Origin of the sequence: Pseudoalteromonas sp. OF7H-1 (assembly GCF_022347825.1) — a bacterium.
In the GTDB taxonomy this organism is placed as follows: domain Bacteria; phylum Pseudomonadota; class Gammaproteobacteria; order Enterobacterales; family Alteromonadaceae; genus Pseudoalteromonas; species Pseudoalteromonas maricaloris.
Window position 1 is genome coordinate 73,536 of record NZ_JAKRFX010000012.1, and the last position, 23,102, is coordinate 96,637.

Sequence of the window (23,102 nt, forward strand, 5' to 3'; positions counted from 1 at the left end):
GCCATATGATTATGACATCATCTTTGAAAAGATTCTTAAAGAACAATTTATTGCACAGATAGTGCTCTACTTGATACTACAACTCCCCATCGCATGAATACAATTTATATAAGCAGGAATATGCTAATTTTTGCCCTTGAAGTCACCTAAAATAGCTAATTGCTTTACTAACCGATATCATTTAACCTAAACTAACTGTTCATTATTTGACCTAAACAAAAGTTTTATGGCATACATATACATTGGAGGTATATTTTGGAATACGAGGATATCGCCACGAGGTTTTTTGACTTTTTTAAAGCTCTAAACCTTACCGCTAACAACGGAAAATATGAATTTTACGCAAAAATGTTCATTGTTGATGACTTGTATTCACAAGTAAATCCATTAGACATTCAAGCTGTAGTTCGAACCAATCCTTTACTCCAATATGTAGAAAGTTTAGGGCAAGAGATCAATGATTGTGACGATTATGCTTTGCAGTTTAAAGGGGCGTTAACTGCTCTATATCGGCAAAGAATGCACGCTCAGCGACAAGTAATTAACCCTCCAGCAGTAGGCATGGTATTTACAGAAAACCATGCTCTAAACATCGTTATAGGAACTGATGACCAAGTATATTTGTTTGATACGATGACCGCAGCGCCAAGTTTAATTGGACTCGAAAACAAGGAAGCTTGTCTTGCTTTATTAAGACAAACAAATGTACGACACATTTATATATAGGAAATAACTATGAAAATATGGATTACCCCCATCATTTGTTTATTAGTCTTGGCAGGATGCAGTACTACAATGGAAGTAAAAAAATATAAATTCAATGAAGATAGCCTTAGTTCAGGAGTACTATTTTATTTACCGAAAACTGAGGTATGGATCGATTTTAAATACGCTATCTATGAAGACATTGTTTGGAATGTCGATAACGAAGGCAAAAAGACAGACAAGAAATCTACAACTTATAAAGCACAAATAGATGATCCAATTATACTAACGTCAAAAGTTGTTGCTGATTATGATAACAGCTTTGTTATCGATCTTGACTCAATCGAATCAGGATTTAAAGAAACTGAACTTACGATTGACTTAAGCAAATCTGGCTATTTAACAGGGATCAATGCAAAATCGACAGATAAAGCCGCTGAAGCCATAAAATCTACCGTGCAAGCCTTAGGAAACATAGCAAAAATAGCCGCAATTGCAGGTGGGGTAGTATTAGAAAGCAAGAAAATACAAGAAATTCCTGTCTCTCGCAGAGTTGGCTTAGACTCACTATTGAATTCGTGCAACAACAACACTTGCGACTATCCTGTTGATGTTAGCTCTCTAAATGTTGAATTACGTTCTTGTGTTGGAATTTCTAATGCTAGTGAATGTAGGGTTAGCGATAAAATGTTTCCTGCTGTAAACGCTTCGTTTCTTCTTGACGAAGATGCTTCTGTATTGAACACAAATCTAAGTAAGAAAAATTTAATTTTAGAGAACAAAGTATCAACACTAGATGGAATACCTTATCGGTTAGCAAGACATGTTACCGCTCAAATATCTGTTGACGGTCATATGGCTGGAAACACCAACATTCCAATTTTACAACTCGGAGACATTGCATATATACCAATCAATTCCAAAATATTTGAGTCCAATTCTCGGAAACTTACGTTTGATGCTAACACTGGAGCATTAACAAAATTGGAAAGTAAGTCTGACGCTAACGCCTCTCAGGGGTTAGAAGCGTTAAATAAGGGAACTTCAGAATTAGTTACAGCTTTAGAGGCTATGCAGACATACGAACAAGAGCGGGAAAAAGCAATTTTGACAGCGGATAAAGATGTAATAACGGCAGAAAAAGACATAATTGATGCTAAAGGAGCTTTAGAGTTAGAACCTATTTCGATTGAACTTGAACTGCTTAAAAAGCAAAAAGAAGTTGCTGATGCACAAGAACAATTAGCCAAATTAGAAGAAATTAAAGATGTTGATAGCTATGCATTTAAGCTTCAAAAAATTAAAGCTGCTCTTGAATTTAAAAAAGCTGAAAATGAACTAACAACTGAGCAAGCCAAAGCAGACCAAACTCCAAGCGAAGAAGATAAACTAAAAGCTGAATTAGAAATTTTGAAACTTAAGTTGCAAATAATAGAAGCTAAAGAAAAATTAAAAAAAGCAGAAGAATGATTGCAAACAGCATGCTGAGAAATAGGTGTTCACCGCATTGCTCTGCGCAATCAATATTAAGACTTAAGAACTAAAAATGAGGTTATCGGCAAAATAAAGATGAAAGCCCCTATTCAGGGGCATTTTTCATTGGGTGGTTTGGGGTATATAAATTCGGATTTTTAACCACTGGATGGAACTCCTGATGATCCTCACTCACTTTCTTAACAGCTAAATGGTAAGCGTGCAGCGAACTACACCAAGAGACTATGGCGATATCAAATAACACAAAGTATGAGCCGCGGAGGAAATTGTTGGGACAATGCCCCGATGGAGCATTTATTTAGAAATCTCAAAACGGAATGGCTTCCAAATACAGGCTACAGTTCATTTAAAGAAGCTGAACAAGACGTTAGCTTTTACTTGATGAACTATTACAACAGGAGAAGGCCGCATAGTTATAACGATATGCAAGCTCCAGCAGTAGTAGAAGAAAAACTTAATTCACTATTTTCACTGTACGGAATTAGTTGACCACTACATTAGCCGTACTTTAGCGTAGAAAAGCAAAAACCAAAGTGGAGCGAGTCCACTTTGGTTTAAGATAAAACAGAACTAGCTAGTACTGCCCAGTTGAATTAGCTCAGTTGTACTAGCTCAGTAGCCCTTTTTTAGTCTTCTAGTATCGGTTTGTACAAAACGATACTTCTTTGCAAGTGCTCTTTCCTTGTCTCTCTTATCTTTTAGGCTGGCGTTGTTTCTTTGATGTTCACTTCTTAGTTTTATGAAGTTGTTGAAGCGCCTAACTTCAAGTTCTCCACTCTCTATCGCTTGCTGAACAGCACATCCGGGCTCATTTTGATGCGAGCAATCACTGAAACGACAGGCGCTTTCTAACACTTCAATTTCCGCAAATGTTTTACTGATCCCTTGTTGGCAATCGGCTAGTTGGATCTCCCTCATTCCTGGCGTATCGAGCAGCACTGAGCCATTCTCCATAAAATGCAACGAGCGAGCAGTTGTTGTGTGCCGCCCTTTTGCATCATCTTCACGGATTGAACCGGTGAGCTGTTCTTTACACCCTAACAGCGTGTTCACCAAGCTGGACTTACCCACACCAGATGAACCTACAAATGACAACGTTTTTCCCGTGCTACACCAAGCTTTTAGACACTCAACGGAGCTCGGCTCCAACGCATTTATCGCTTCGACTGTCAAAAATGGGTCCAACTCCTGAACGAGTTGTACTTGCTGTTGCCAACCGTCAACCAAATCCTTCTTAGTCAAAACAACAATTGGCTCCACTTGCGCTTCATTAGCCAGTGCTAAGTAACGTTCGATCCGGTTTAGATTAAAATCCTGATTTAGCGAGCAAACAATAAACAGGCTATCGATATTTGCGGCTATCAATTGCTCCGCGACTTTACTGCCAGCAGCTTTCCTTGAAATAACCGATTTGCGGGATAATAGCCTAATAAATTGATAATTTTCATCCAACAAAACCCAATCACCAACCGTCATACTAGGCAGTGATACATGAGTAGCTAAAGAAATTTGCCGTGATTGCAACTGGATTAAATAATTACTTCTGTGGTGCGCTATCACGCGGCCAAGATTTGATGATTCCAGTTCTGTTAGTGTCAGTTGCTGTTGAAAAAATGCTTGCCAACCAAGCTGTGTTGGCGAATAAGATGTATTCATTATAAAATCTCAAAAATGCAGAAAGACTGCAAAAATCAAGCAGGGTTAATGAATATCATTGACCCCGGAGAAGCCCGTTAGGCATCACACCGGGTAAAAGGAGTAAAAATTTAGAAGAGACGAAAGTTAGCGTCTACTAATCACACCTAGCTACAACTTTTACCGGGTGGCTCAATAAAACAATCATCAAATTCTCCTTAAACTTTTTTTGAATACCGCCGTAGATTAGCACTGAAGATAGGCGAGGTAAACCAAGTATTTCACGCAACCAATTTCAATAATAGATTAAAGTTTTGTGTTTAAAGCGATATCAATCACGCAATTTTTGTATGTTATCTGGGCTAAAATAAGAGCAGACGCTGATCCGCCTGCTCTTGTGATTTTAATAAGCTTTACAACGCAAGCATCAAAATCTCTTTCGCCTTCGCTAAATCAATATCGCCGTGCTCACCTAGCGCCGTCATGCCGTTCTTTTCTAGATTAGCGATAACTTCTTGTACTGCTTTTTCGTCTAATTGGTAATCAGCTAAACGCGTTTGCACCGCCATCGACTCAAAAAAGTCTTGAACTGCTTTTATCGTTTGGTCAATTTGCTGTGCTTCGTCTGCGGCTGCAATACCAAATACACGCTCACCAAGTTGCTTGATTTTCTCGGCTTTTTTGTCTCGTTGCACATACATCACCGCAGGTAATACAATCGCAAGCGTTTGCGCGTGGTCAAGGTTATACAATGCCGTTAGCTCATGACCAATCATATGCGTTGACCAATCCTGTGGCACGCCTTGACCAATAAGACCATTTAGCGCCATAGTTGCAGACCACATAACGTTTGCTCTTACATCATAATTGTTAGGCTCGCTTAACGCCTTTGGCCCTTCGCTGATAAGCGTTTGTAAAATACCTTCTGCGAACCTGTCTTGCAGTGGCGCATTTACTGGATATGTTAAATACTGCTCAATCACGTGAACAAACGCATCCACTACCCCATTACTCACTTGGCGAGGCGGCAGTGAATAGGTGTATTCTGGATCGAGTACCGCAAACTGTGGCTGTACCGTCGGTGACGAAAACGCACGCTTTTGCGAAGTTGCCTTTTTAGTAACTACTGAGTTGCCGTTACTCTCAGAGCCAGTCGCAGGTAAAGTAAGTACAGCACCAATCGGCAATGGGTTGCTAAAGCTTGCGCCTTTTACCAAAATGTCCCAAGGCTCACCGTCAAAATTCACAGCTGCCGCCACAAACTTTGCGCCGTCAATAACACTGCCGCCGCCAACCGCAAGAATAAAGTTCACATCGTTTTGCTTTGCTGTCGCGACCGCTTGCATTAGTGTTTCATATGTTGGGTTTGGCTCCACACCACCAAATTCCACAACCTCAACACCTGTCAGCGCACTCATTGCTTGGTCGTATACACCATTGTTTTTAATCGAGCCGCCACCGTACAGTAGCAGCACCTTTGCAGCCTCCGGTAATCGTGAGGTGATTTCACGCATTTGGCCTTTACCAAAAAGAATTTCGGTTTGATTTTTAAATACAAAATTAAGCATACTCAATTCCTTACTGTTTAATATTCGGTTCTTTCGCTAACATTTCTAGCAGCTTTTCTGCTAGTAATGAGTCTGAAAACGGGTTTTGTCCTGTAATTAGCTCTCTATCAACAACCACTTTTGGCTGCCATGCATTTGCAAACTGCATTTTTCCTCCAGCCTGAGACATCGCGGCTGCTGGGTAAAAGTTGAGCTTTTCGCCATTTAACGTGCTTTCAAATACCTGTTCTTCTGGGTTCGAAAATATCGTCATTTGATATCCGTCATAAATCCAGTTTTTCGCTTGAACAGGTGACTGTGTTGTTAAACTCTTATAATACGCTTTTGGTTCACTTTGCGCCGACAGCAACGTAATTGGGCCGTGGCAAATCGCGGCTGTTGGTTTATTCTCGCGGTTAAAGTGGCGCAAAATTTCTCCCACCTGCGGATTATTCGCCAAATCAATTAATGGTGCGTGTCCGCCTGGAATAAATACCGCATCAAATTCGTCTAACCCCGCAGCAAGGATCTCGCTAAAACTTGCGGTATCATTAATATCTGGCAGGTTAGCAATAAATTTTTTGATGCTTTGTAATTTAGTTTCATCACCGCCAAAGTAATCAACCGTCACTGATTTTTGATCAACAGCAGGGGCATTGCCTTTTGGTGTTGCTAATACCAGTTTATATCCAGCATCCACCAATGCCTTTGCAGGTATACCGAACTCATTGAGGTAGTAACCTGTTTCTATTGTCTCACCACTGGCAAGTTCCATCGAGGTTTCGCTCGAAAGTAACACTAACACCTCATCTTCACTTGCATGAGCGCTAAGCGTAAGTGCTGCACCCAATAACGATGACACCCAGCCCAACGTATTCACTATACCCTTTTTCATCCCGGCTCCTCATACCAGTTCAATATCGACGAGTTTAGGCGATTTGCGGATACAGGAGAATTCGGATAAATTGGTAAGAGCAATCAGAATATTTATGGCTTGAATGTTTTATGTCTCATCTCACCCAACTAAAAACCTTTGTGGAAGTATACCGCTGCAAAAATATCACCAAGGCTGCAGCTAATTTGGGGATGTCGCAGCCGGCTGTCACGGCACATATTCAAACCATGGAAGCAGTAGTAGGAAAAGCCCTGTTTGAACGCCAAGCAAGAGGCGTGAAGCCGACGCCAACGGCACATGACTTAGCGCTGCAGGTATCTGGTCATATCGATATTTTAGAGCAGAAGATCACCTCAATTCGAGCACGCTCCAATGCGGTGTTTGGCACACTAAATATTGCCGGCCCCGCGGAGTATTTAAGCTTTGTCTCTGGTCCACAAATCGCCAACTTATTGCAAGCGGGCAACATTAATGTGGTACTTCATATTGGTAATAAAATTAACATTTTCGACGCACTAATAAACGACACCGCAGACATCGCCATTGCCGCCTCTGCGCCAGATCCCACAACCTTTGACTATCTCGTTCTAGACAAAGAGCAATTGTGGCTAGTGATGAACCGTTTAGAGGGCCGAGAAATTCAAGACAGCGATATTACCGCCGACTTACTCTCAAGCTATAACGTCGTCACGTACGATCAAGACTTACCTTTGGTAAGACAATACTTTGACCGTGTATTTAATGCGAGCTGCAACTCTAATGTGATCGCCATTTGTCCAGACATTAGAGCAATTGCTAACATTATTCGCTCTGGAATAGGTTACTCCGTCCTCCCCGATTATCTCTGCCGAGATCTCATTAAAGCAGGTGAACTGATCCAACTTGGCCCCGTAGGCCCCGAAAACAACATCTATTTGGTATGGAAAAAGGGCGCGTTAAAACACCCTCGCATTGCCTTTGCAAAGGATGTGATCTCCGCCTTTGCTAATATTAATTATCTTTCGAATTAAAAAGTTGTAAAAAAATTATTTTCCGCAGATTTCTGCTGAGAATTCCTGTTACTTTGCTGTAAATTAAAAGAGACGGGTTGGAACAACAATGGACTATCAAAGCCAATATCGTGACTTAACTATTTATTACGACGCACTAAAAAAAGCAACAAAGCAAAGTGAAGCGGTACCAGACACCATAGAAAAATGGCTGGCACTCGTAGAAACGACCTTATTTGAACTACAAGAGCTTGCCCATATGGAAAAGGCTTATATGCAAAAATCAAGAACGATGAATAACCTAATTGAGTTGGTGTACTCCAGTGCCCCAAGCATGGACTAGCAACTAAAGGTTATTGCTGTTGAGTTTTGCATTGACAAGAGTGCTACTATTAGCACTCTTTTTTCGCTAGAAATAGAGTTAAACAAATTTAAAGTTTGAAAAATTAGCAGCTTAAACTTAACGACGCAGATAGCCTGCGAAAACTCAGAATGTTATGTATGCTACTGGTACGCTTTCAATGTAGCAAAGATCTCCTCAGACAGTTCAGCAAACACACCGTGGATCCGCTCTGATAGCGCTTTTACATTGTCGAAGTCAGGGTTAGCAAGCATTAAAATTTCAAAGATTGACCACTCAGGCATAACCTCTTGATTCACCCATTTGATACCCTGTAACTTTGTCCAATAATCAATCTGAACATCCTTTGTTTGCCCAAGGAGCCAAAGTTCGAATTGCACCTCTTGATGGTTCAACACCACTGCCAATTTGAGTTTGTGTTTTTTAAGGTAATCGTTTTGTAGATAAAAGTATGTAAAGTCAATATATCCGTGTAACACGTTTGCGACTGTAAACTGGCCTTTATACTGCCTACTGAATTCAGCTCTGAGACTTTGAACAATAGAGACGAGATCCTTATAGGTTCTCTGCAGTTCGCCACTTGCAAATGCCATTTTATAGGCTGGAATTCGAGCACTAAGACTTTTATTAGACATGTTGTCCTCTGAGTTTTTTAGGCACATAGACAAAATGACCCACACACGAAGCTAGCTTTGCAAAGAGCCTAAGTCATCATTAATTGTCAAATATCATATCAAACTATCAAAGTCGAATGGTGCTTCATATACGCCAAGCTATGGTGTAAGTAAAAGAAGCGGGCTGTTTTGAACTATTGGCATAACTATAGTGCTAAGTTATACTTAAGAAGTCAGACAAGAGGTGTATTTATGGCTGTTACTTCGGTGAAAAAAGCAAAAAATGTTCAAACATTTATACCTAAAATGAGCAACTTTGAAATAAGCGCTAAATACGAAGGTCTAAGTTTTAAAAAAGAGAGCGTGAGCAAATCAATTGCTGATTTAAAAGCAAAATATGCGAGATAAATACGGCGTTGCTCAGGATAGCTATTGTTATCCAAAATCTGGCGTACTAGTTAATAAGCTTAATATTACAGATGCAGATGAGTTAGCAGAAGCTGAGCTAGCGTTTACCGCCTTTAGATATAGTAAATACTCTTCTACAATCAAATCCCTCCACGAATTTAGTTTAAATCATTTACGACATCTCCACTGATTTATTTCAAGATGTATATGATTGGGCTGGCGAGATTAGAACTGTTGACATTTCCAAAGGGGAAACTCGGTTTTGTACTTGTTCACGAATCAATGTTGAAGTACAAAAGCAGTTCCAGCAAATTGAAACATTGGATATAAACGCAGCTAAACCAGAAATCTTAGCCCAGCTTGCGGATATCTACTGTGAATTAAATATTATTCATCCCTTTAGAGAGGGCAATGGTAGAACTCAACGTTTTTTCTTTGAGAAGCTACTATTTTTCTTAGGCTTTTCTGTCAATTGGCCAGACATATCAAAAGATGAATGGGTTCAAGCAAATATGGATGGCTATTACGGTAATTTAAATCCACTAAACACCATCCTAACACTCGCGACGAGATAGCTTACCCCATACGTTTAATGCCTGAATTGTAGCGAGTGCTAATCCACATACAGCACGATATGTTAACAGCCCTATTTTGGTGCTGACTCAAGGTACCCAACTTGTAGCGGAGCATTTCTTCGAGCTATAAACCCGATATAAAGTACCGCGACACACAGCAACATAGGCACTGATTTCAAGTAAGCAAAATAGTCATAAAAAAAGGTTACTTCCCAGAACACCTTTGCGGTTTCTTCGTTTATACCCATTCTATCTAGGTTACGAAGAAAGTTTTCCATCAAGGCAAAAAAATCTATTAACGCTAAGGTCAAAACTAAGAAATGTAATGGCCCCTCCGCATAGTTTCTTTCAAACACAGAAGGACTTCTTCCTCGGGTAAGAAACACCGCAAAAGCCATCCGATGTTTTAGTAAAAAGAGTAATAAAAGGCTGAGTGAGAGCTGAATTGAAAACGCAAATATATTTTCTATAAAGTAGCTTTCCACAACAGGGAAGATCGCGATGCGAAGCGTATATATCGCTACAATTGCAAGAAAGTAAGGCACGGCAAAACATAACGTCAGTAGCTGACTATTTTTGTCTTTGTAAGAGTAAAAGAACAAAACTAACAATAAGATAAACAAAGTAGATTCAAAAATAATGACGCCAAAAGCCGATCCCAAGATTAGCGTAAGAATACTGCCTTTGTCCTTCATATTGTCTGGATACAGTCGTGAGAGCGCTTCGGTATCATCTAAAATATCGGCGAGTTTGACTCTACATAAGTCAGCAAACTTCATTAACGTCCCAAGCTTAAAAGAGCTAACGCCATTGAGGTAGTTGTCTAGCGTTCGCATGCCAATCCCGAGGTGGCAACATATATCTTCTCGAGACATCCCACGTTTATGCTTTAGACCTTTTATTAGCAACCCTATGCGCTGGCTTACTTCGTACTCTTCTGGCGTTTGCATCGCCTCGCGATCCTTCTATATAAACTATTATTAATACTGAATTCGTTATTGCTAAAGTTACAGTGTAGCTCTAACTTGTAGCGGAGCATTTCTTCGCGCGATAAACCCTACATAAAGTAAAGCGATACAGAGAAAAGCTGGGATCGTCTTGAGATATTCAAAATAATCATAAAAGAAGGTAACCTCCCAAAAAGTTTTAGCTAGCTCCTCACTCATACCTAAGCGATCCAAGTTGCGCAGAAAATTTTCCATGAGGGCCAAAAAATCGATAAGCACTAACGTCATTGCCAAAAAATAAATTGGGGCTTCTATGCCATTTTTTTCGAATACAGATGCAGATCTTCCCTGAGTTAAAAATACACTAATCATCATTCTATGTTTAAGTAAAAACAGTAACATGAGGCTAAGAGTTAACTGCAACCCAAAAGCATAAATATTCTCGAAAAAATAGCTTTCAACCGCTGGGAAAATAATGAACCTTAAGAGGTATGCGACAACGACCTCAAGTGCAAAAATAAAAAGGAAAATGCCTGTGATAGTTTGACTATTCTTATCTTTGTAACAGCAAAAAAACAAAAGTAATAGAAGGAGGAACACGATAGATTCGAAAATAAGAAAATACCCAGCAATAGATCCCAAGATAAGCGTAAGAATACTCCCTTTGTCCTTCATATTGTCTGGATATAGTCGTGAGAGCGCTTCAGTATCATCCAAAATATCAGCGAGTTTAACTCTACAGAGGTCAGCAAACTTCATTAACGTACCAAGCTTAAAAGAGCTAACGCCATTAAGGTAGTTGTCTAGCGTTCGCATGCCAATCCCGAGGTGGCGACATATATCTTCTCGAGACATCCCACGTTTATGCTTTAGACCTTTTATTAGCAGTCCTATGCGCTGGCTTACTTCGTACTCTTCTGGCGTTTGCATCGCCTCGCTATCCTTCTATTTCCGTGATTTACTTATCGACTTATTATTACGCGCTTTGGGGCTGCTGCGTATTTCTTTTCCGTGCGAGTATTCCTGCATAGAGGAGTACTAAACTGAGTAAGATCGGCGGGGCTTTAATGTATTCGTAATAATCATAAAAGAAAGTTAATTCCCAGAATGTTTTAGCGAAATCTTCATCCATACCGATATGCTCTAAGTTGCGAATAAAATTTTCCATCAATGCGCAAAAATCAATGAGCGCTATCATCATTGCTAGGAAGCACAGAGGTGCCTCGATAGGGTTTTTCTCAAAGACATCTTCAGACCTGCCTCGCGTGATAAATACAGCAAATTTCATTCTATATTTAAGTAAAATGAATAAAAGTAAGCTTAAAGACAAGTTAGTTGAGAAAGCACAAATATTTTGATAGAAGGCATTAGTAACCACGGGAAAAAGAACAAAATGCAGCCAGTAGTTAGCTACATTCGTTAACATATAAGCAGTGACAAAAATTGCGACCATGCATTGACTGTTTTTGTCCTTATATGAATAGCAAAGCAGTCCAATTAATAAAAGCAAGAAAACCGACTCGAACAGCATAGCGGTTGTACCTAAGCCGAAAAGCAATGTAAGAATACTGCCTTTGTCTTTCATATTGTCTGGATATAGTCGTGAGAGCGCTTCGGTATCATCCAAAATATCGGCGAGTTTAACTCTGCAGAGATCGGCAAACTTCATTAACGTACCAAGCTTGAAGGAACTAACGCCATTAAGATAGTTGTCTAGCGTTCGCATGCCAATCCCGAGGTGGCAGCATATATCTTCTCGTGACATCCCGCGTTTATGCTTTAGACCTTTTATTAGTAGCCCTATGCGCTGGCTTACTTCGTATTCTTCTGGCGTTTGCATCGCCCCGCTTTCCCTTTAACCAAAACACCAAATTAACCCAAACATTACATTTTGTTTAATATAAAGACAAGTACATGTTCAGGTCGATTGATGTAAAAGTGGTATAGGATCTAAATGGGCATAAACTACATAACATTGTAATTAACACATAACTAGGAGAGTCAAGCACCTGTGTTCACTTTAATTATTACAAGAGCATAAAATAAAAACACAGTGTCGGAAAGATACTGTGTTTTAGGGTTTTCAATTAATTTTGGATTGGCTGTCTTTTTGTTCTAACCACTAACCCAACGTACAATAGGGTAACACACAGCAACATGGGAACCCCCTTAAGATACTCAAAATAATCGTAAAAGAAAGTTACTTCCCAAAACACCTTAGCTGTTTCTTCACTTACTCCCAGTCTCTCCAAATTACGCAGAAAGTTTTCCATTAATGCAAGAAAGTCTACCGATACCAAGATTATCACTAAGAAATATAGGGGTCCCTCAGCATAGTTTTTCTCAAAGACTGACGCTGATTTTCCGCGAGTAAGCAAGACTGCAACTGTCATTCTGTGCCTGAGCAAAAAAAGTAGCAGTAAACTAAGTAATAAACATATAGAAAAAGCAAAAATATTACCTATAAAATAATCATCAACAGCCGGATATATTAAAGTCTCGAGAACTAACATAGCAACTGAGGACAGAATAAACACAACTGCAAAACACAGTGTCAACAGCTGACTGTTGGCATCATTTTTTGATAGAAATACCAATAAAACCAAAGCTAAAGACATTATAATCTCAACGAATGGCGCACTAACCATTGTTACCAATACAGCCGCAGCTACACTGGTCGAAAAAGCTAATTTAAATAAACTTTTCATACTTCCCTCCTAGTTTACCGGCGCTTGCTTTGTTTCTGCTTTGGCAACTTTTGGACCTCCATCTTTAGAACTCCCAACACCTCCAGAAACCTGTTTACACAATGAACGACTAAGATCTATTTTTATTGGCTTTTTCTGTGCAGCCTTCATTGTTCTTTTCCTCACTTTTTTCTCCATACAGGCCAGAGAGCTTATCTGAATCTTCTAAAATATCTGATAACTTTACTTTACAGATTTCAGCAAACCGAAGCAATGTCCCAAGCTTAAAGGAGCTAGAGCCATTTAAATAGTTATCAAGGGTCCTGTCACCCACACCTAAACGCCGGCTAACCTCTTCTCGGGTCATCCCTTTTTTGCGCTTTAGCCCACGTATCAGTCGGCCGATACGTTGGCTTACCTCGTATTCTTCTGGCGTCTGCATCGCCCCACCATATCTCTCAATCACCCTAACCAAGTTAACCAAAAGTTTACATCCAGTTAAATATAAAGACAAGTAGATGACAGTACTATTTTTAGGTGCACACTCGCAAAACAACCCAAAACAGAAACAAACTTACCATTATATTTGAATTTTTGGTATCAATTGATTCAAGCAACCCTTTCTAAACTTGCTTATTTGTTATTTTGCAGACCATTAAAATCAATAATTAAAAACACACAGACTTCTCTATTTTTATGTGAAAATATTCACATTATTGTGTAGGCGCAGCATTTGCTTTATTTAAAACCTGCTTACGGCGCGCTGTTATTCCTGCGTATAAAACAAACATACAGAGCAGATAAGGCACGGCCTTAATATAAGCAAAGTAATCATAAATAAAGGTCAGTTCCCAAAATGGTTTGGCAACTTCTTCATCTATACCTAAACGCTCTAGGTTACGGATAAAGTTTTCCATCAATGCGGCAAAATCAATCAAAGCTAACGTACATGCGAGTGCATAAAGCGGCGCATCTACTTGGTTCTTCTCAAAAATGCTGGCTGAATTCCCTTTGGTAAACCACGCACCTAAAAACATTCTGTATTTGATCATTAGCGCAAGCAGTAAACTCAGTAAAAGTTGTGTCGCAAAAGCATAGATATTTTCAATGTAATAGCTTTCAATAGCTGGGAAGACGACATAATTCAACCAGTATGCAACAACGATTTCTAACGAAAAAGCAAATATAAAAATTGCAACAGTGCTTTGGCTATTCTTGTCATTACGCGCATAAAACAATAATAAAATAAGAAAAGCAAATAAGGTAAATTCAAGCACCATAACGCCGACAAAATAGCCTGTAAATAGCAAAAAGATATTGCCTTTGTCTTTAATATTCTCAGGATACAAGCGCTTCAGCGCCTCGGTATCATCCAAAATATCAGCCAGCTTTACCTTGCAAAGATCCGCAAACTTTAACAATGTCCCAAGTTTAAATGAGCTCACCCCGTTTAAGTAATTGTCTAACGTGCGCGAACCTATACCTAAACGTTTACAGACATCTTCTCGGGTCATACCTCTGGTACGCTTTAACCCAAGTATTAACCTACCTATCCGCTGGCTTACCTCATATTCCTCTGGCGTTTGCATCTGTCCACCATTGTTTTACGTTAGCTCCCTTGAAATTAACCCAAACATTACATTTAGTTAAATATAAAGACAAGCTTCTCTCGATAAATTGCAATGAAAAAACAATAAAACACTCAATACTTCACCAACTTTACGTAATTTAAAACATTTTCATCGTTTTTCACGCTTAACCGTTCTTTAAAGACAAACCTTATTAAGGGTACACCCCTCATAGCCCTGAGTAATCCGCAGCCGGCGTTTTAAAAAGATCGCTGGGTAAACCAGCTCCTACGCGGAGGTTCGACGTTATTGCTGGGATTGGTATCACGTCATTCTCAGCTTCAATCCACACGCCTGCGGGAGGCGCGAAGTAGTATCAGTTGCGCTCATTTCTCTTTCCTCAGTTTCAATCCACGCACCTGCGGGAGGCGCGACGTTTGGGATACTGCAGACTCAGAGCATGTGAAGCGTTTCAATCCACGCGCCTGCGGGAGGCGCGACAACTCCCCCCCACTTGCTCACCCTGAACAGCCGTGTTTCAATCCACGCGCCTGCGGGAGGCGCGACAATTCGTCTGATGTGTTTTTATCTAAAAAATTACGTTTCAATCCACGCGCCTGCGGGAGGCGCGACGCAATCACGACTGCGCCTATTTGGTGAGGGTGAGTTTCAATCCACGCGCCTGCGGGAGGCGCGACATCTAGTTCGTCAATGTTTACGACTTCGTTACGGTTTCAATCCACGCGCCTGCGGGAGGCGCGACATATAACTTGCCAAACTTTAAATTCAATTTCCTTGTTTCAATCCACGCGCCTGCGGGAGGCGCGACCAGCGACATGGATCGAGCAATTGCAGCTACACCAGTTTCAATCCACGCGCCTGCGGGAGGCGCGACTTGCTAGCCGCAATCATTCATGATGATGAGCTTAGTTTCAATCCACGCGCCTGCGGGAGGCGCGACTTTAATACCGCTGAGAACGTCATCACGCTTGTTAGTTTCAATCCACGCGCCTGCGGGAGGCGCGACCACAGACATTCATAGCTCCTTCCCCTACAGCATTGTTTCAATCCACGCGCCTGCGGGAGGCGCGACGTTTGGCTCTATATCTGGTTTGTCGCCTTTAAATTGTTTCAATCCACGCGCCTGCGGGAGGCGCGACTGGTGTTCCGCTAATTGGTGTCGTCTGTTCATGGTTTCAATCCACGCGCCTGCGGGAGGCGCGACTGTCCGGCCTGAATTGGCCCTGCGTAGTAGTATTGTTTCAATCCACGCGCCTGCGGGAGGCGCGACGTAGACTGTAGTGCTTCACCAGAGCTAACGTACTGGTTTCAATCCACGCGCCTGCGGGAGGCGCGACAAAAATCTGTCATGGTATTGTTGCGCTTTCATACGGTTTCAATCCACGCGCCTGCGGGAGGCGCGACTTGAGAATGGTGCAAGCATAATGCAAGACCTAAAAGTTTCAATCCACGCGCCTGCGGGAGGCGCGACCAAGCTTTGCAAAGTATCGCTCTATGTGGTCGGGTTTCAATCCACGCGCCTGCGGGAGGCGCGACTCAGCAGCAATCTACTGCAACACTGATATCATGGTTTCAATCCACGCGCCTGCGGGAGGCGCGACATTGATGAAGATTTAAACCTTACATACTTACCGTCGTTTCAATCCACGCGCCTGCGGGAGGCGCGACTGTAAGTTATTTTAGCTGTTCTACCTATCACTCGTTTCAATCCACGCGCCTGCGGGAGGCGCGACATAACAGACCCGCCACCATGTGACCCTGAAAAGGTTTCAATCCACGCGCCTGCGGGAGGCGCGACTGTCCGGCTTGAATTGGTCCGGCGTAATTGTATTGTTTCAATCCACGCGCCTGCGGGAGGCGCGACTTTTATACGCTTTTGCTATTTGCCTCATTGTGTAGTTTCAATCCACGCGCCTGCGGGAGGCGCGACTACCGTTGTGGATAGCGGCATTACGAGCACTAGTGTTTCAATCCACGCGCCTGCGGGAGGCGCGACTTGGATGCCATGTGGCGCACTCATCATCATGGATGTTTCAATCCACGCGCCTGCGGGAGGCGCGACAGGTAAAACAACACTAACAAATGCAGTTATAGCAGTTTCAATCCACGCGCCTGCGGGAGGCGCGACTACAGGGATAATAGTTTGTTTGTATGCTTTAGTTGTTTCAATCCACGCGCCTGCGGGAGGCGCGACGTTGTCTGTAGCTGTGAAATGACGCCGTTTATATCGTTTCAATCCACGCGCCTGCGGGAGGCGCGACAAACCCAGATGTTGCATTTGCTGCGTTAGCCCTGTTTCAATCCACGCGCCTGCGGGAGGCGCGACCGTTATTGCAGGGATCGGTATCACATCATTTCCCGTTTCAATCCACGCGCCTGCGGGAGGCGCGACGTACTTGGATGTGGTTGTATGGTTTACGTGACGCGTTTCAATCCACGCGCCTGCGGGAGGCGCGACGTCTACTTCTCCATGGAGATGACCAAAGACAGCTATGTTTCAATCCACGCGCCTGCGGGAGGCGCGACATAGGAGTCCAGTCCTATTTTTATCTGGCAAAAGTTTCAATCCACGCGCCTGCGGGAGGCGCGACTGAATATGTGCAAAAATTTACTGATGCGCCAAATGTTTCAATCCACGCGCCTGCGGGAGGCGCGACATATTTGGCAAGTAACCAAAGTGTTTACTATCAGTTTCAATCCACGCGCCTGCGGGAGGCGCGACAAAACGATGGGCAAAGATCCCCGCCATTGTTGAAGTTTCAATCCACGCGCCTGCGGGAGGCGCGACAGATGATGAGCAAATAAGTATCGCAGACAAAATGGTTTCAATCCACGCGCCTGCGGGAGGCGCGACTTAAAACAAACTGATCTATAAATTCTATTGGCGAGTTTCAATCCACGCGCCTGCGGGAGGCGCGACTGCCTTATTTCAAAGGCACGCTTACACTAACATAATGCATTATTTCCCGCTAACGTTATGCAAACAAAAGCCGTTCGCTTGCAATACTTAGTCAAAAAGTAAATTTATCTATATTTTTAAAGAACTTATAAAATCGCTAGATCACTAGGGTTTTCATGAGAACTACACCCTAGCGATTATAAAATTAAGGTATCTCTGAATATATCAAGGGCAACTTTAGCACCATGGTGCTCAACTTTGTTTTGCCAGTTTCTGCCAAGCTTATAGAAGCGTAGACTGTCTACTTTAGGATCATAAATAGACAAAAGTTTGTCTTTAAAAATCAGCCATTGCGTTGAGTCTATCTCACATTCAAATACTGAATACTGCACACGCATACCATAATCTAGACATACTTTAGCCAATTGTCGAAGTCGCTTTTGTCCATCTTCACTAGTAAATGATACATCGTATGTTACTAATACCATCATTGATAAAACTCCTTATTTTTTAATGACAAAAGGAGGGTAATAATCAAGATCTCCTCGCAGGTGTCGCGCCAATAGCATAGCTTGTATATGAGGAAGTAAACCAATTTGCACTTTCTCTTTTAAAAATGGATGCATTAACTCTTCTTGTTTTTTAGCCTGATATGCTTGAAACACTTGCTTACGCGCATCATCCTTTATTGTGACTCCACCTACACAGTCCGTTTCAAAGTCTTTAATCGTTAGAGTTTGGTTATTAAAGAGTTTTAGTACGATACTATCGACGATATAGGCTCTAAATTCTTCTAAGAGGTCAAGTGCTAAACTGTTTCTGCCGGGTCGTTCTTTATGTAAAAAACCTACTTGTGGATCAAGCCCTACGCCTTGCAATGCGCCACTAATTTCTTGCCCAAGCACTGAATAGAGTCAGGAAATCACGGCATTGACTGGATCTTTAGGTGGCCTGCGCGTGCGCTTATCAAATAGCTGTTTATTACCATTACCTTTAAACATATCAGCAAACGCGGCGAAATAATGTGATGCGGCTTCACCTTCTAGCCCTAAAATTGTGTCGTAGGCAGTCACGCCTTTAAGTTGCTCAATAATTTGTTTTAAGCGCTCTACGGCTTTTTCGATTTGTGTTGTCGCTATGTGATTGCGTCTAAAACGTAATAGCAACATACGTGATGAACGAATTTTTGCGGCCACAATATGTTTTGCTAGTTCGTTTGCGGTTAACTCGTCGACATTAAACTGCTGCCTACGCAGCAATACATTACCAGTTTGTTTACCTACTACATTTGCTAAAAATCGACCATGCATATCGAAAAAAGCCAAGTGTGTGCCGTTCTCACCACAAAAACCGAGCAGCTGCGGCGAAACCATGATATTACCAAAGCAAAATATACTGCCAATGGAATGGATTGGGAGCTGCATCAACTTTTGCTTTTCGCCAGCTACTTTTTGCTCAATCAACAAGGTTTCGCGTTGTTTATGCAAATACACACCATCTTTGGTGATATAAAGTGAATTTTGCAGTTTTTTCATTCAGCCTCCATGTTGAATAATTCTGCTACGTAACGATTAGAAGCATCATGTTCTGTTAAATTTGGTTGGCAAATATCAATAAGTGAGCAAGCTTTACAGTGTTTGCCAGTTGTCGGTGATGGAGTTTTGCCAAGCTTGAATAGTTTCTGCACTTGCGTAATAAGTGCATGGGTTTGAGCGCGTAATGATTGATCAAATTCAATCTCAATACGTTTTCGTGTTTGCCAATACCACAGCGCGCCCTGTTTCACTTCAACGTTAAGCATCTCTTCAATGCACAGTGCTTGCGCACAGAGTTGCACTTGGTCTATATCATTAGTTTTTGGCTTACCCCGTTTGTATTCAACGGGTATAAATTGATTACTAGCTTTATGGTGTTCTAGCAAATCGAGTTTGCCTGTTAAGCCTAGTTGTGGCGCAGAAACTACTACGCCACGTTCAAAACGCACACCTTTGCGCGTTTCTGGCTCGCCATTGTCTACCCGCTCGTGCAACTGCCGACCATGTGCGGTAAGGTAATTTTCTTGCCATACTTGCTCGAGGTGGATCAGCGCACACTGGCGCTGACAAAAAGCAAAGTGCTGTAATGCAGAGATGTTGACTAACTTTTGTTCGTCCATGATTTAAACATCCAAAATCAGAGTAAAGTCCATTAATCATAGACCTTACTCTTTAACTCATCGGCTAAAAATATTGTTTGGCTTCAACGCCCAAAGATTCCAACCCATCTGCATTAAAACTAATTTTGTAGTCAGAAAATGCTGCAGCTGGAGTACTTTCTTCCCCATTTACCCTTTCGACTGTAACACGCTCAAACAATTTATGTGCTGGGGCATTTCCTAAAGCATTTTCATGCTTAAACACAATTAAACTACGTCCTACCATTTCACCTCTGGCCGCAGAGTGGTCATGCTCGAACATCATTTCCAAAGCCTTCCACACTTTCTCTAAATCTCCTTCAGAGAAGCCTGTTTTCTCAGCCAATTTAGCAGAAACAAAGCCATGCACGCGATAAAGTCCATATGGAACTATGTGTTTGCGACCCATTGTGCGTTCTTTTTCTAAATCCTTTTCGTTGGTCACAGCCATACGTGTAATGGAAATTTCCAGTGGAATAATCGGATCGATGGACTTCGCAAATGCCAACTGTAATGGCCCCCGAACTTGTCCTGAGTTCACTTCAGTGGTCATTACAGCGCCAAAAGCACGAACATCAAAGAAGTTAGCACACATCCAATCCGTTACTTCTTTTGCCTTAGCTTGATCTTTTGGCAGTTTTTTTGGCTCAGATTTAATTTCAAGCGCATCATACGCCTTTTGATTTTGTTGATTTAAAACACTCTTTTCCTGCACGTATATGTCATAACCTGGTGAATTTTCTTCACTGAGCTGAATATAGTTTCGGATCTTGCGTTTAAGACTCACATCCGTTACTAAGCCTTTACTCGATTCAGGGTCAAGACGCGGCATATTCCCTGCATCAGGATCACCATTTGGGTTACCGTTTGTTACATCAAAAAAATAAACAAATTCATAGCGGTTTTGGATAGTCATTATTCTGTTCCTTGAGAGTCGTAGGAATCAATTTCGTTACTGATGTTCTTTTTACTGGGTTTGTATTTTTGTTGATAGTAGCCAATTGAAAAGCGCCCTTGTTCTTCTATTGAAAAATGTTTTGGAAACTGTGCTTCTTTGAAGTGAATGATAATTTTTGAAATTTCGTTTTCGAAGTATTCCGCTAATTGGCGATTATCAAACTTTCTATTATGACCTGACTCTTTATTTTCATTTGGCAACTTCTTAATTTTTGATAAATGATGATTACTTCCTGTTAGCAATCGTGGAAAAACTGAATAAGGTACAGTCGAAGCCGCCGCAAAATACTTGTCCTTTATAGTCGAATTTATGTCTTTCCCTAATGCTTCTCGTTGAATGTTTTCAAGCAAGGCGAACATTCTGCCTAGTAAATACGCAGGATGATTGTTTTTGTCATCTAATTCCATAGCAATGTCCTCTTTTCCTAGTAATCTTTGCTCTCTTTGTAATACAGCTTTCACCATCGCGACCCGCAGCCTACTAATATCACCATCAGCCCTGAAGCGTGATAACAATTGCGCCAATATCGCTCTTGGATAGCACTGCCCCGTTAAAATAGAACGCATTAACTCACCCGCCAGATGTGCAGGTGCATCGTTAATATCTTTCTTCTTTTTGTTTCCTGCCGAGTCGTATCTTGTAGGTATTAGTTCCAAAATAATGCGCCACACTGTCGGCGCTGTTTTCCAAGGCTGTCGATTTAAAGCCAAATCTTGAAAGTGTTCAGCAAATCTCCGCTGAATATGCCCAAGGTCGGTTTGCAACCAAAACCGAATAGAAAGACGGGCAGCATTAGGTGCTAATCCTAAGATGAAAAATTGCGTATTGGGATCTAGATCCGGTGATATTTCTGCTAGTGGTCGCCCTTTTACCAGTTTTTCTAATTCGGCTCCAAGCGCCGCCACTTCGCTGTCATCGGTCGGCATTGGTGGGTTAAAACCCTTTATAAAAAATGCTTCCGCACTCTTAGCTTTTTGCTCACTCTCTGCCTGTGCCCAAAATACCACACTGGTGTCACCTAAATTGATGACCTGATCATTCTCTCTGCGTAGCAAGTAATTTAAAGCGGTGGTGTAAGCAAAGGCTGCCTTTTCAGATACCGGCGCATTGTCACCTTGCTCTTTACCAAAAGATTCAAACGATTCTTTATTAAAAGAAACAATCGAAACGCCGGAGCTCTGCCCACCTGAAACCCCTTTAATGGCAGGGTGTAACCTAGATATGGGCGCTTGCTCACCTGTAATTAAGCACATAGCTTGTTTAACATCATCCGATTGCAGCAAACTGCCCCAAATCCTTTTTGCTTCCGCTGATTCATGAATGTATTGACGGGTGCCATCTAATTGGAAAACGACATTGGCGTCCAAGATCTCTTGAGTAAGGATAGAGCCATCAAAGTTATCAGGCTGCCAGTTTTGTAGGAATATCACTAAGGCTTTTAGCCCCTTGTCCTCAGAATGTTCTAGCAGCGATAAATGCCATTTTCGACAGGCTTCAAAAGTAGGCAGGTTTAATTCAAAAAGCGCTTCGCTTTTTTTATCCTTTGGCAAAGAAATGCCTAATACATAAGCGGTTTTGTCCCATAGAAAGTTTGGTTTTATGCCTGAGGTTCTTTTTTCAGGACGAGGAACATTCATTAATTTTGGCTTTGGCTTTTTTTCATCAGTCAAATTTGGAACCTGATCAACTAACTCGCCTTGTTCTGAAAGCACCAAAACATAACTTATTTTTTCTTCACTAAATCCAAAAGCGGGCACTTTGCCTTGTTCATCATTATTAAGGCGCTCGTAGTATTGGTTTAAGGCAGATAGAATCATTTCACCACCTTCGAGGATTTAAAAGCAGGCACGTCTATCATTCCGTCCTTTAATTCCGCTCTGAAAAATCTAGGCTCAGCGCCGTTTGCAAAATCAATATCATGCAGCATCCAGCCAAGATCTTTATTGGCCGTAGACAATTCTGATTTAGGAAAATCGCCTTCATGCTCAATTAGAGAAAAATACGCTGGGAATTCACGGTTACCTAAACAAGGCTGATGGAAAAACTGCCCTTTACGAGCACGGCGATTGAATATATCCAAGTGTTTGCCAATAGAATCTTCTTCGCCAGCTTTGTCGCTTAGTACAAAATGCGCTTCAATGACATACCCGACATCACGTAGCAAGGTCGTCGCTCTTTGTTGACGATTATCACCATCATCAATCAAAAAACTTAAATCTTGAGTACTTCTTCGTTTTATAGCTCCACTGACTTTGGCTGCGGATATTTTACAATTCCCTAGTTCATTACGCCGAATAGACTCAAAACGAACAGGTCTCAATACGTGAATACGATCAATTACCCAACAGATGGCGGGCTTCCAATGAATAGCCTCCAAAATTCCCCTTGCAGCCGATGGGGTAATAACATCGTAAGAAACGCGTTCCACCTTCATTTCCGGTCGGGTAAAGCACGCATAGTCGCCCCATACATGCAATTTAATGCCATAAGCCATGATGCTCTCCTTTTGGCTTGATTTACCACACAAAATAATCCACGCCCCTGTAAAAGAGGCGACATCTCAAATACAAAACATACAAAGTTTCAATCCACGCACCTGCAAAGGGTGCGACACAAGCCTTTTAGA

The 23,102-nt window shown here is 41.6% G+C and carries 20 protein-coding genes, 3 pseudogenes and 1 CRISPR repeat array; of the genes and pseudogenes, 7 read left to right on the forward strand and 16 right to left on the reverse strand.

Going from position 1 to position 23,102, the window contains the following annotated elements:
* Positions 1-255: 255 nt before the first annotated feature.
* From MHN30_RS15380 to MHN30_RS15390, 3 genes and pseudogenes are all read left to right on the forward strand, one after another.
* Entirely contained in the window at positions 256-726 is a 471-nt protein-coding gene (locus tag MHN30_RS15380; RefSeq protein WP_239360230.1) for a hypothetical protein, read from the forward strand.
* A gap of 9 nt (positions 727-735) precedes the next feature.
* The gene (locus tag MHN30_RS15385) at positions 736-2,175 is read left to right on the forward strand and encodes a hypothetical protein (RefSeq protein ID WP_239360231.1); all 1,440 of its coding nucleotides are present in this window, start codon (positions 736-738) and stop codon (positions 2,173-2,175) included.
* A gap of 234 nt (positions 2,176-2,409) precedes the next feature.
* Positions 2,410-2,688, forward strand: a pseudogene (locus tag MHN30_RS15390) (integrase core domain-containing protein); the annotation flags it as partial.
* 123 nt (positions 2,689-2,811) lie between these two features.
* Here MHN30_RS15390 and rsgA read toward each other — a convergent pair.
* The 3 genes from rsgA to MHN30_RS15405 all read right to left on the reverse strand — a co-directional run bounded on the left by rsgA (position 2,812) and on the right by MHN30_RS15405 (position 6,276).
* Positions 2,812-3,855, reverse strand: coding sequence for a ribosome small subunit-dependent GTPase A (rsgA, locus tag MHN30_RS15395; RefSeq protein WP_239360232.1), 1,044 nt, complete (start codon positions 3,853-3,855; stop codon positions 2,812-2,814).
* A gap of 392 nt (positions 3,856-4,247) precedes the next feature.
* Complete coding sequence (locus MHN30_RS15400) at positions 4,248-5,402, reverse strand: iron-containing alcohol dehydrogenase (protein ID WP_239360233.1); 1,155 nt, start codon at positions 5,400-5,402, stop codon at positions 4,248-4,250.
* A gap of 10 nt (positions 5,403-5,412) precedes the next feature.
* Positions 5,413-6,276, reverse strand: a complete 864-nt coding sequence (locus MHN30_RS15405; protein ID WP_239360234.1) for a type 1 glutamine amidotransferase domain-containing protein — start codon at positions 6,274-6,276, stop codon at positions 5,413-5,415.
* A 110-nt stretch (positions 6,277-6,386) separates the two neighbouring features.
* Here MHN30_RS15405 and MHN30_RS15410 point away from each other — a divergent pair, with 110 nt between their 5' ends.
* Positions 6,387-7,286, forward strand: coding sequence for a LysR family transcriptional regulator (locus MHN30_RS15410; RefSeq protein ID WP_010369842.1), 900 nt, complete (start codon positions 6,387-6,389; stop codon positions 7,284-7,286).
* A gap of 88 nt (positions 7,287-7,374) precedes the next feature.
* Positions 7,375-7,608 (forward strand): hypothetical protein, encoded by a 234-nt coding sequence (locus MHN30_RS15415; protein WP_239360235.1) that lies wholly within the window; start codon positions 7,375-7,377, stop codon positions 7,606-7,608.
* Positions 7,609-7,769: 161 nt separating this feature from the next.
* Here the strand turns inward: MHN30_RS15415 and MHN30_RS15420 are convergent, their stop codons facing one another.
* Positions 7,770-8,261 carry a hypothetical protein gene (locus MHN30_RS15420; protein WP_239360236.1) on the reverse strand — a complete coding sequence of 164 codons (492 nt, stop codon included), beginning with the start codon at positions 8,259-8,261 and terminating at the stop codon, positions 7,770-7,772.
* Positions 8,262-8,492: 231 nt separating this feature from the next.
* Between MHN30_RS15420 and MHN30_RS15425 the strand changes: the two genes are divergently transcribed.
* Together MHN30_RS15425 and MHN30_RS15430 are read left to right on the forward strand one after the other, a co-directional pair.
* Entirely contained in the window at positions 8,493-8,648 is a 156-nt protein-coding gene (locus MHN30_RS15425) for a hypothetical protein (RefSeq protein ID WP_017217632.1), read from the forward strand.
* Positions 8,649-8,872: 224 nt separating this feature from the next.
* Positions 8,873-9,223: a Fic family protein gene (locus tag MHN30_RS15430; protein ID WP_239360314.1), complete on the forward strand. Its 351-nt coding sequence runs from the start codon at positions 8,873-8,875 to the stop codon at positions 9,221-9,223.
* A gap of 71 nt (positions 9,224-9,294) precedes the next feature.
* On the opposite strand, the gene MHN30_RS15435 is transcribed toward MHN30_RS15430, so the two are convergent.
* From MHN30_RS15435 to cas5c, 12 genes and pseudogenes are all read right to left on the reverse strand, one after another.
* A complete protein-coding gene (locus MHN30_RS15435) occupies positions 9,295-10,173 on the reverse strand; it encodes a helix-turn-helix transcriptional regulator (protein WP_239360237.1) in 879 nt (292 codons plus the stop codon).
* Between the two features lie 57 nt (positions 10,174-10,230).
* Entirely contained in the window at positions 10,231-11,100 is an 870-nt protein-coding gene (locus MHN30_RS15440; protein ID WP_239360239.1) for a helix-turn-helix transcriptional regulator, read from the reverse strand.
* A gap of 46 nt (positions 11,101-11,146) precedes the next feature.
* On the reverse strand, positions 11,147-12,010 hold the full coding sequence (locus MHN30_RS15445; protein WP_239360241.1) for a helix-turn-helix transcriptional regulator: 864 nt from the start codon (positions 12,008-12,010) through the stop codon (positions 11,147-11,149).
* Positions 12,011-12,257: 247 nt separating this feature from the next.
* Positions 12,258-12,878 (reverse strand): hypothetical protein, encoded by a 621-nt coding sequence (locus tag MHN30_RS15450; protein ID WP_239360243.1) that lies wholly within the window; start codon positions 12,876-12,878, stop codon positions 12,258-12,260.
* 154 nt (positions 12,879-13,032) lie between these two features.
* Positions 13,033-13,299, reverse strand: a pseudogene (locus tag MHN30_RS15455) (helix-turn-helix transcriptional regulator); the annotation flags it as partial.
* A gap of 271 nt (positions 13,300-13,570) precedes the next feature.
* On the reverse strand, positions 13,571-14,446 hold the full coding sequence (locus tag MHN30_RS15460; RefSeq protein ID WP_239360247.1) for a helix-turn-helix transcriptional regulator: 876 nt from the start codon (positions 14,444-14,446) through the stop codon (positions 13,571-13,573).
* Between the two features lie 317 nt (positions 14,447-14,763).
* A CRISPR array of direct repeats spans positions 14,764-17,366; the repeat unit is 32 nt; unit sequence GTTTCAATCCACGCGCCTGCGGGAGGCGCGAC.
* Between the two features lie 176 nt (positions 17,367-17,542).
* A complete protein-coding gene (gene cas2, locus MHN30_RS15465) occupies positions 17,543-17,836 on the reverse strand; it encodes a CRISPR-associated endonuclease Cas2 (protein WP_010603689.1) in 294 nt (97 codons plus the stop codon).
* A gap of 12 nt (positions 17,837-17,848) precedes the next feature.
* Positions 17,849-18,880, reverse strand: a pseudogene (gene cas1c, locus MHN30_RS15470) (type I-C CRISPR-associated endonuclease Cas1c).
* Positions 18,877-19,500, reverse strand: coding sequence for a CRISPR-associated protein Cas4 (gene cas4, locus MHN30_RS15475; RefSeq protein ID WP_239360249.1), 624 nt, complete (start codon positions 19,498-19,500; stop codon positions 18,877-18,879). Before cas4 ends, cas1c begins: the two are co-directional and overlap by 4 nt.
* 64 nt (positions 19,501-19,564) lie before the next feature.
* On the reverse strand, positions 19,565-20,437 hold the full coding sequence (gene cas7c / locus MHN30_RS15480; RefSeq protein ID WP_343224348.1) for a type I-C CRISPR-associated protein Cas7/Csd2: 873 nt from the start codon (positions 20,435-20,437) through the stop codon (positions 19,565-19,567).
* On the reverse strand, positions 20,434-22,293 hold the full coding sequence (gene cas8c, locus MHN30_RS15485; RefSeq protein WP_239360251.1) for a type I-C CRISPR-associated protein Cas8c/Csd1: 1,860 nt from the start codon (positions 22,291-22,293) through the stop codon (positions 20,434-20,436). The genes cas7c and cas8c overlap by 4 nt, the downstream gene beginning before the upstream one ends.
* Complete coding sequence (gene cas5c, locus MHN30_RS15490) at positions 22,290-22,970, reverse strand: type I-C CRISPR-associated protein Cas5c (RefSeq protein ID WP_239360253.1); 681 nt, start codon at positions 22,968-22,970, stop codon at positions 22,290-22,292. Before cas5c ends, cas8c begins: the two co-directional genes overlap by 4 nt.
* Positions 22,971-23,102 lie beyond the last annotated feature (132 nt).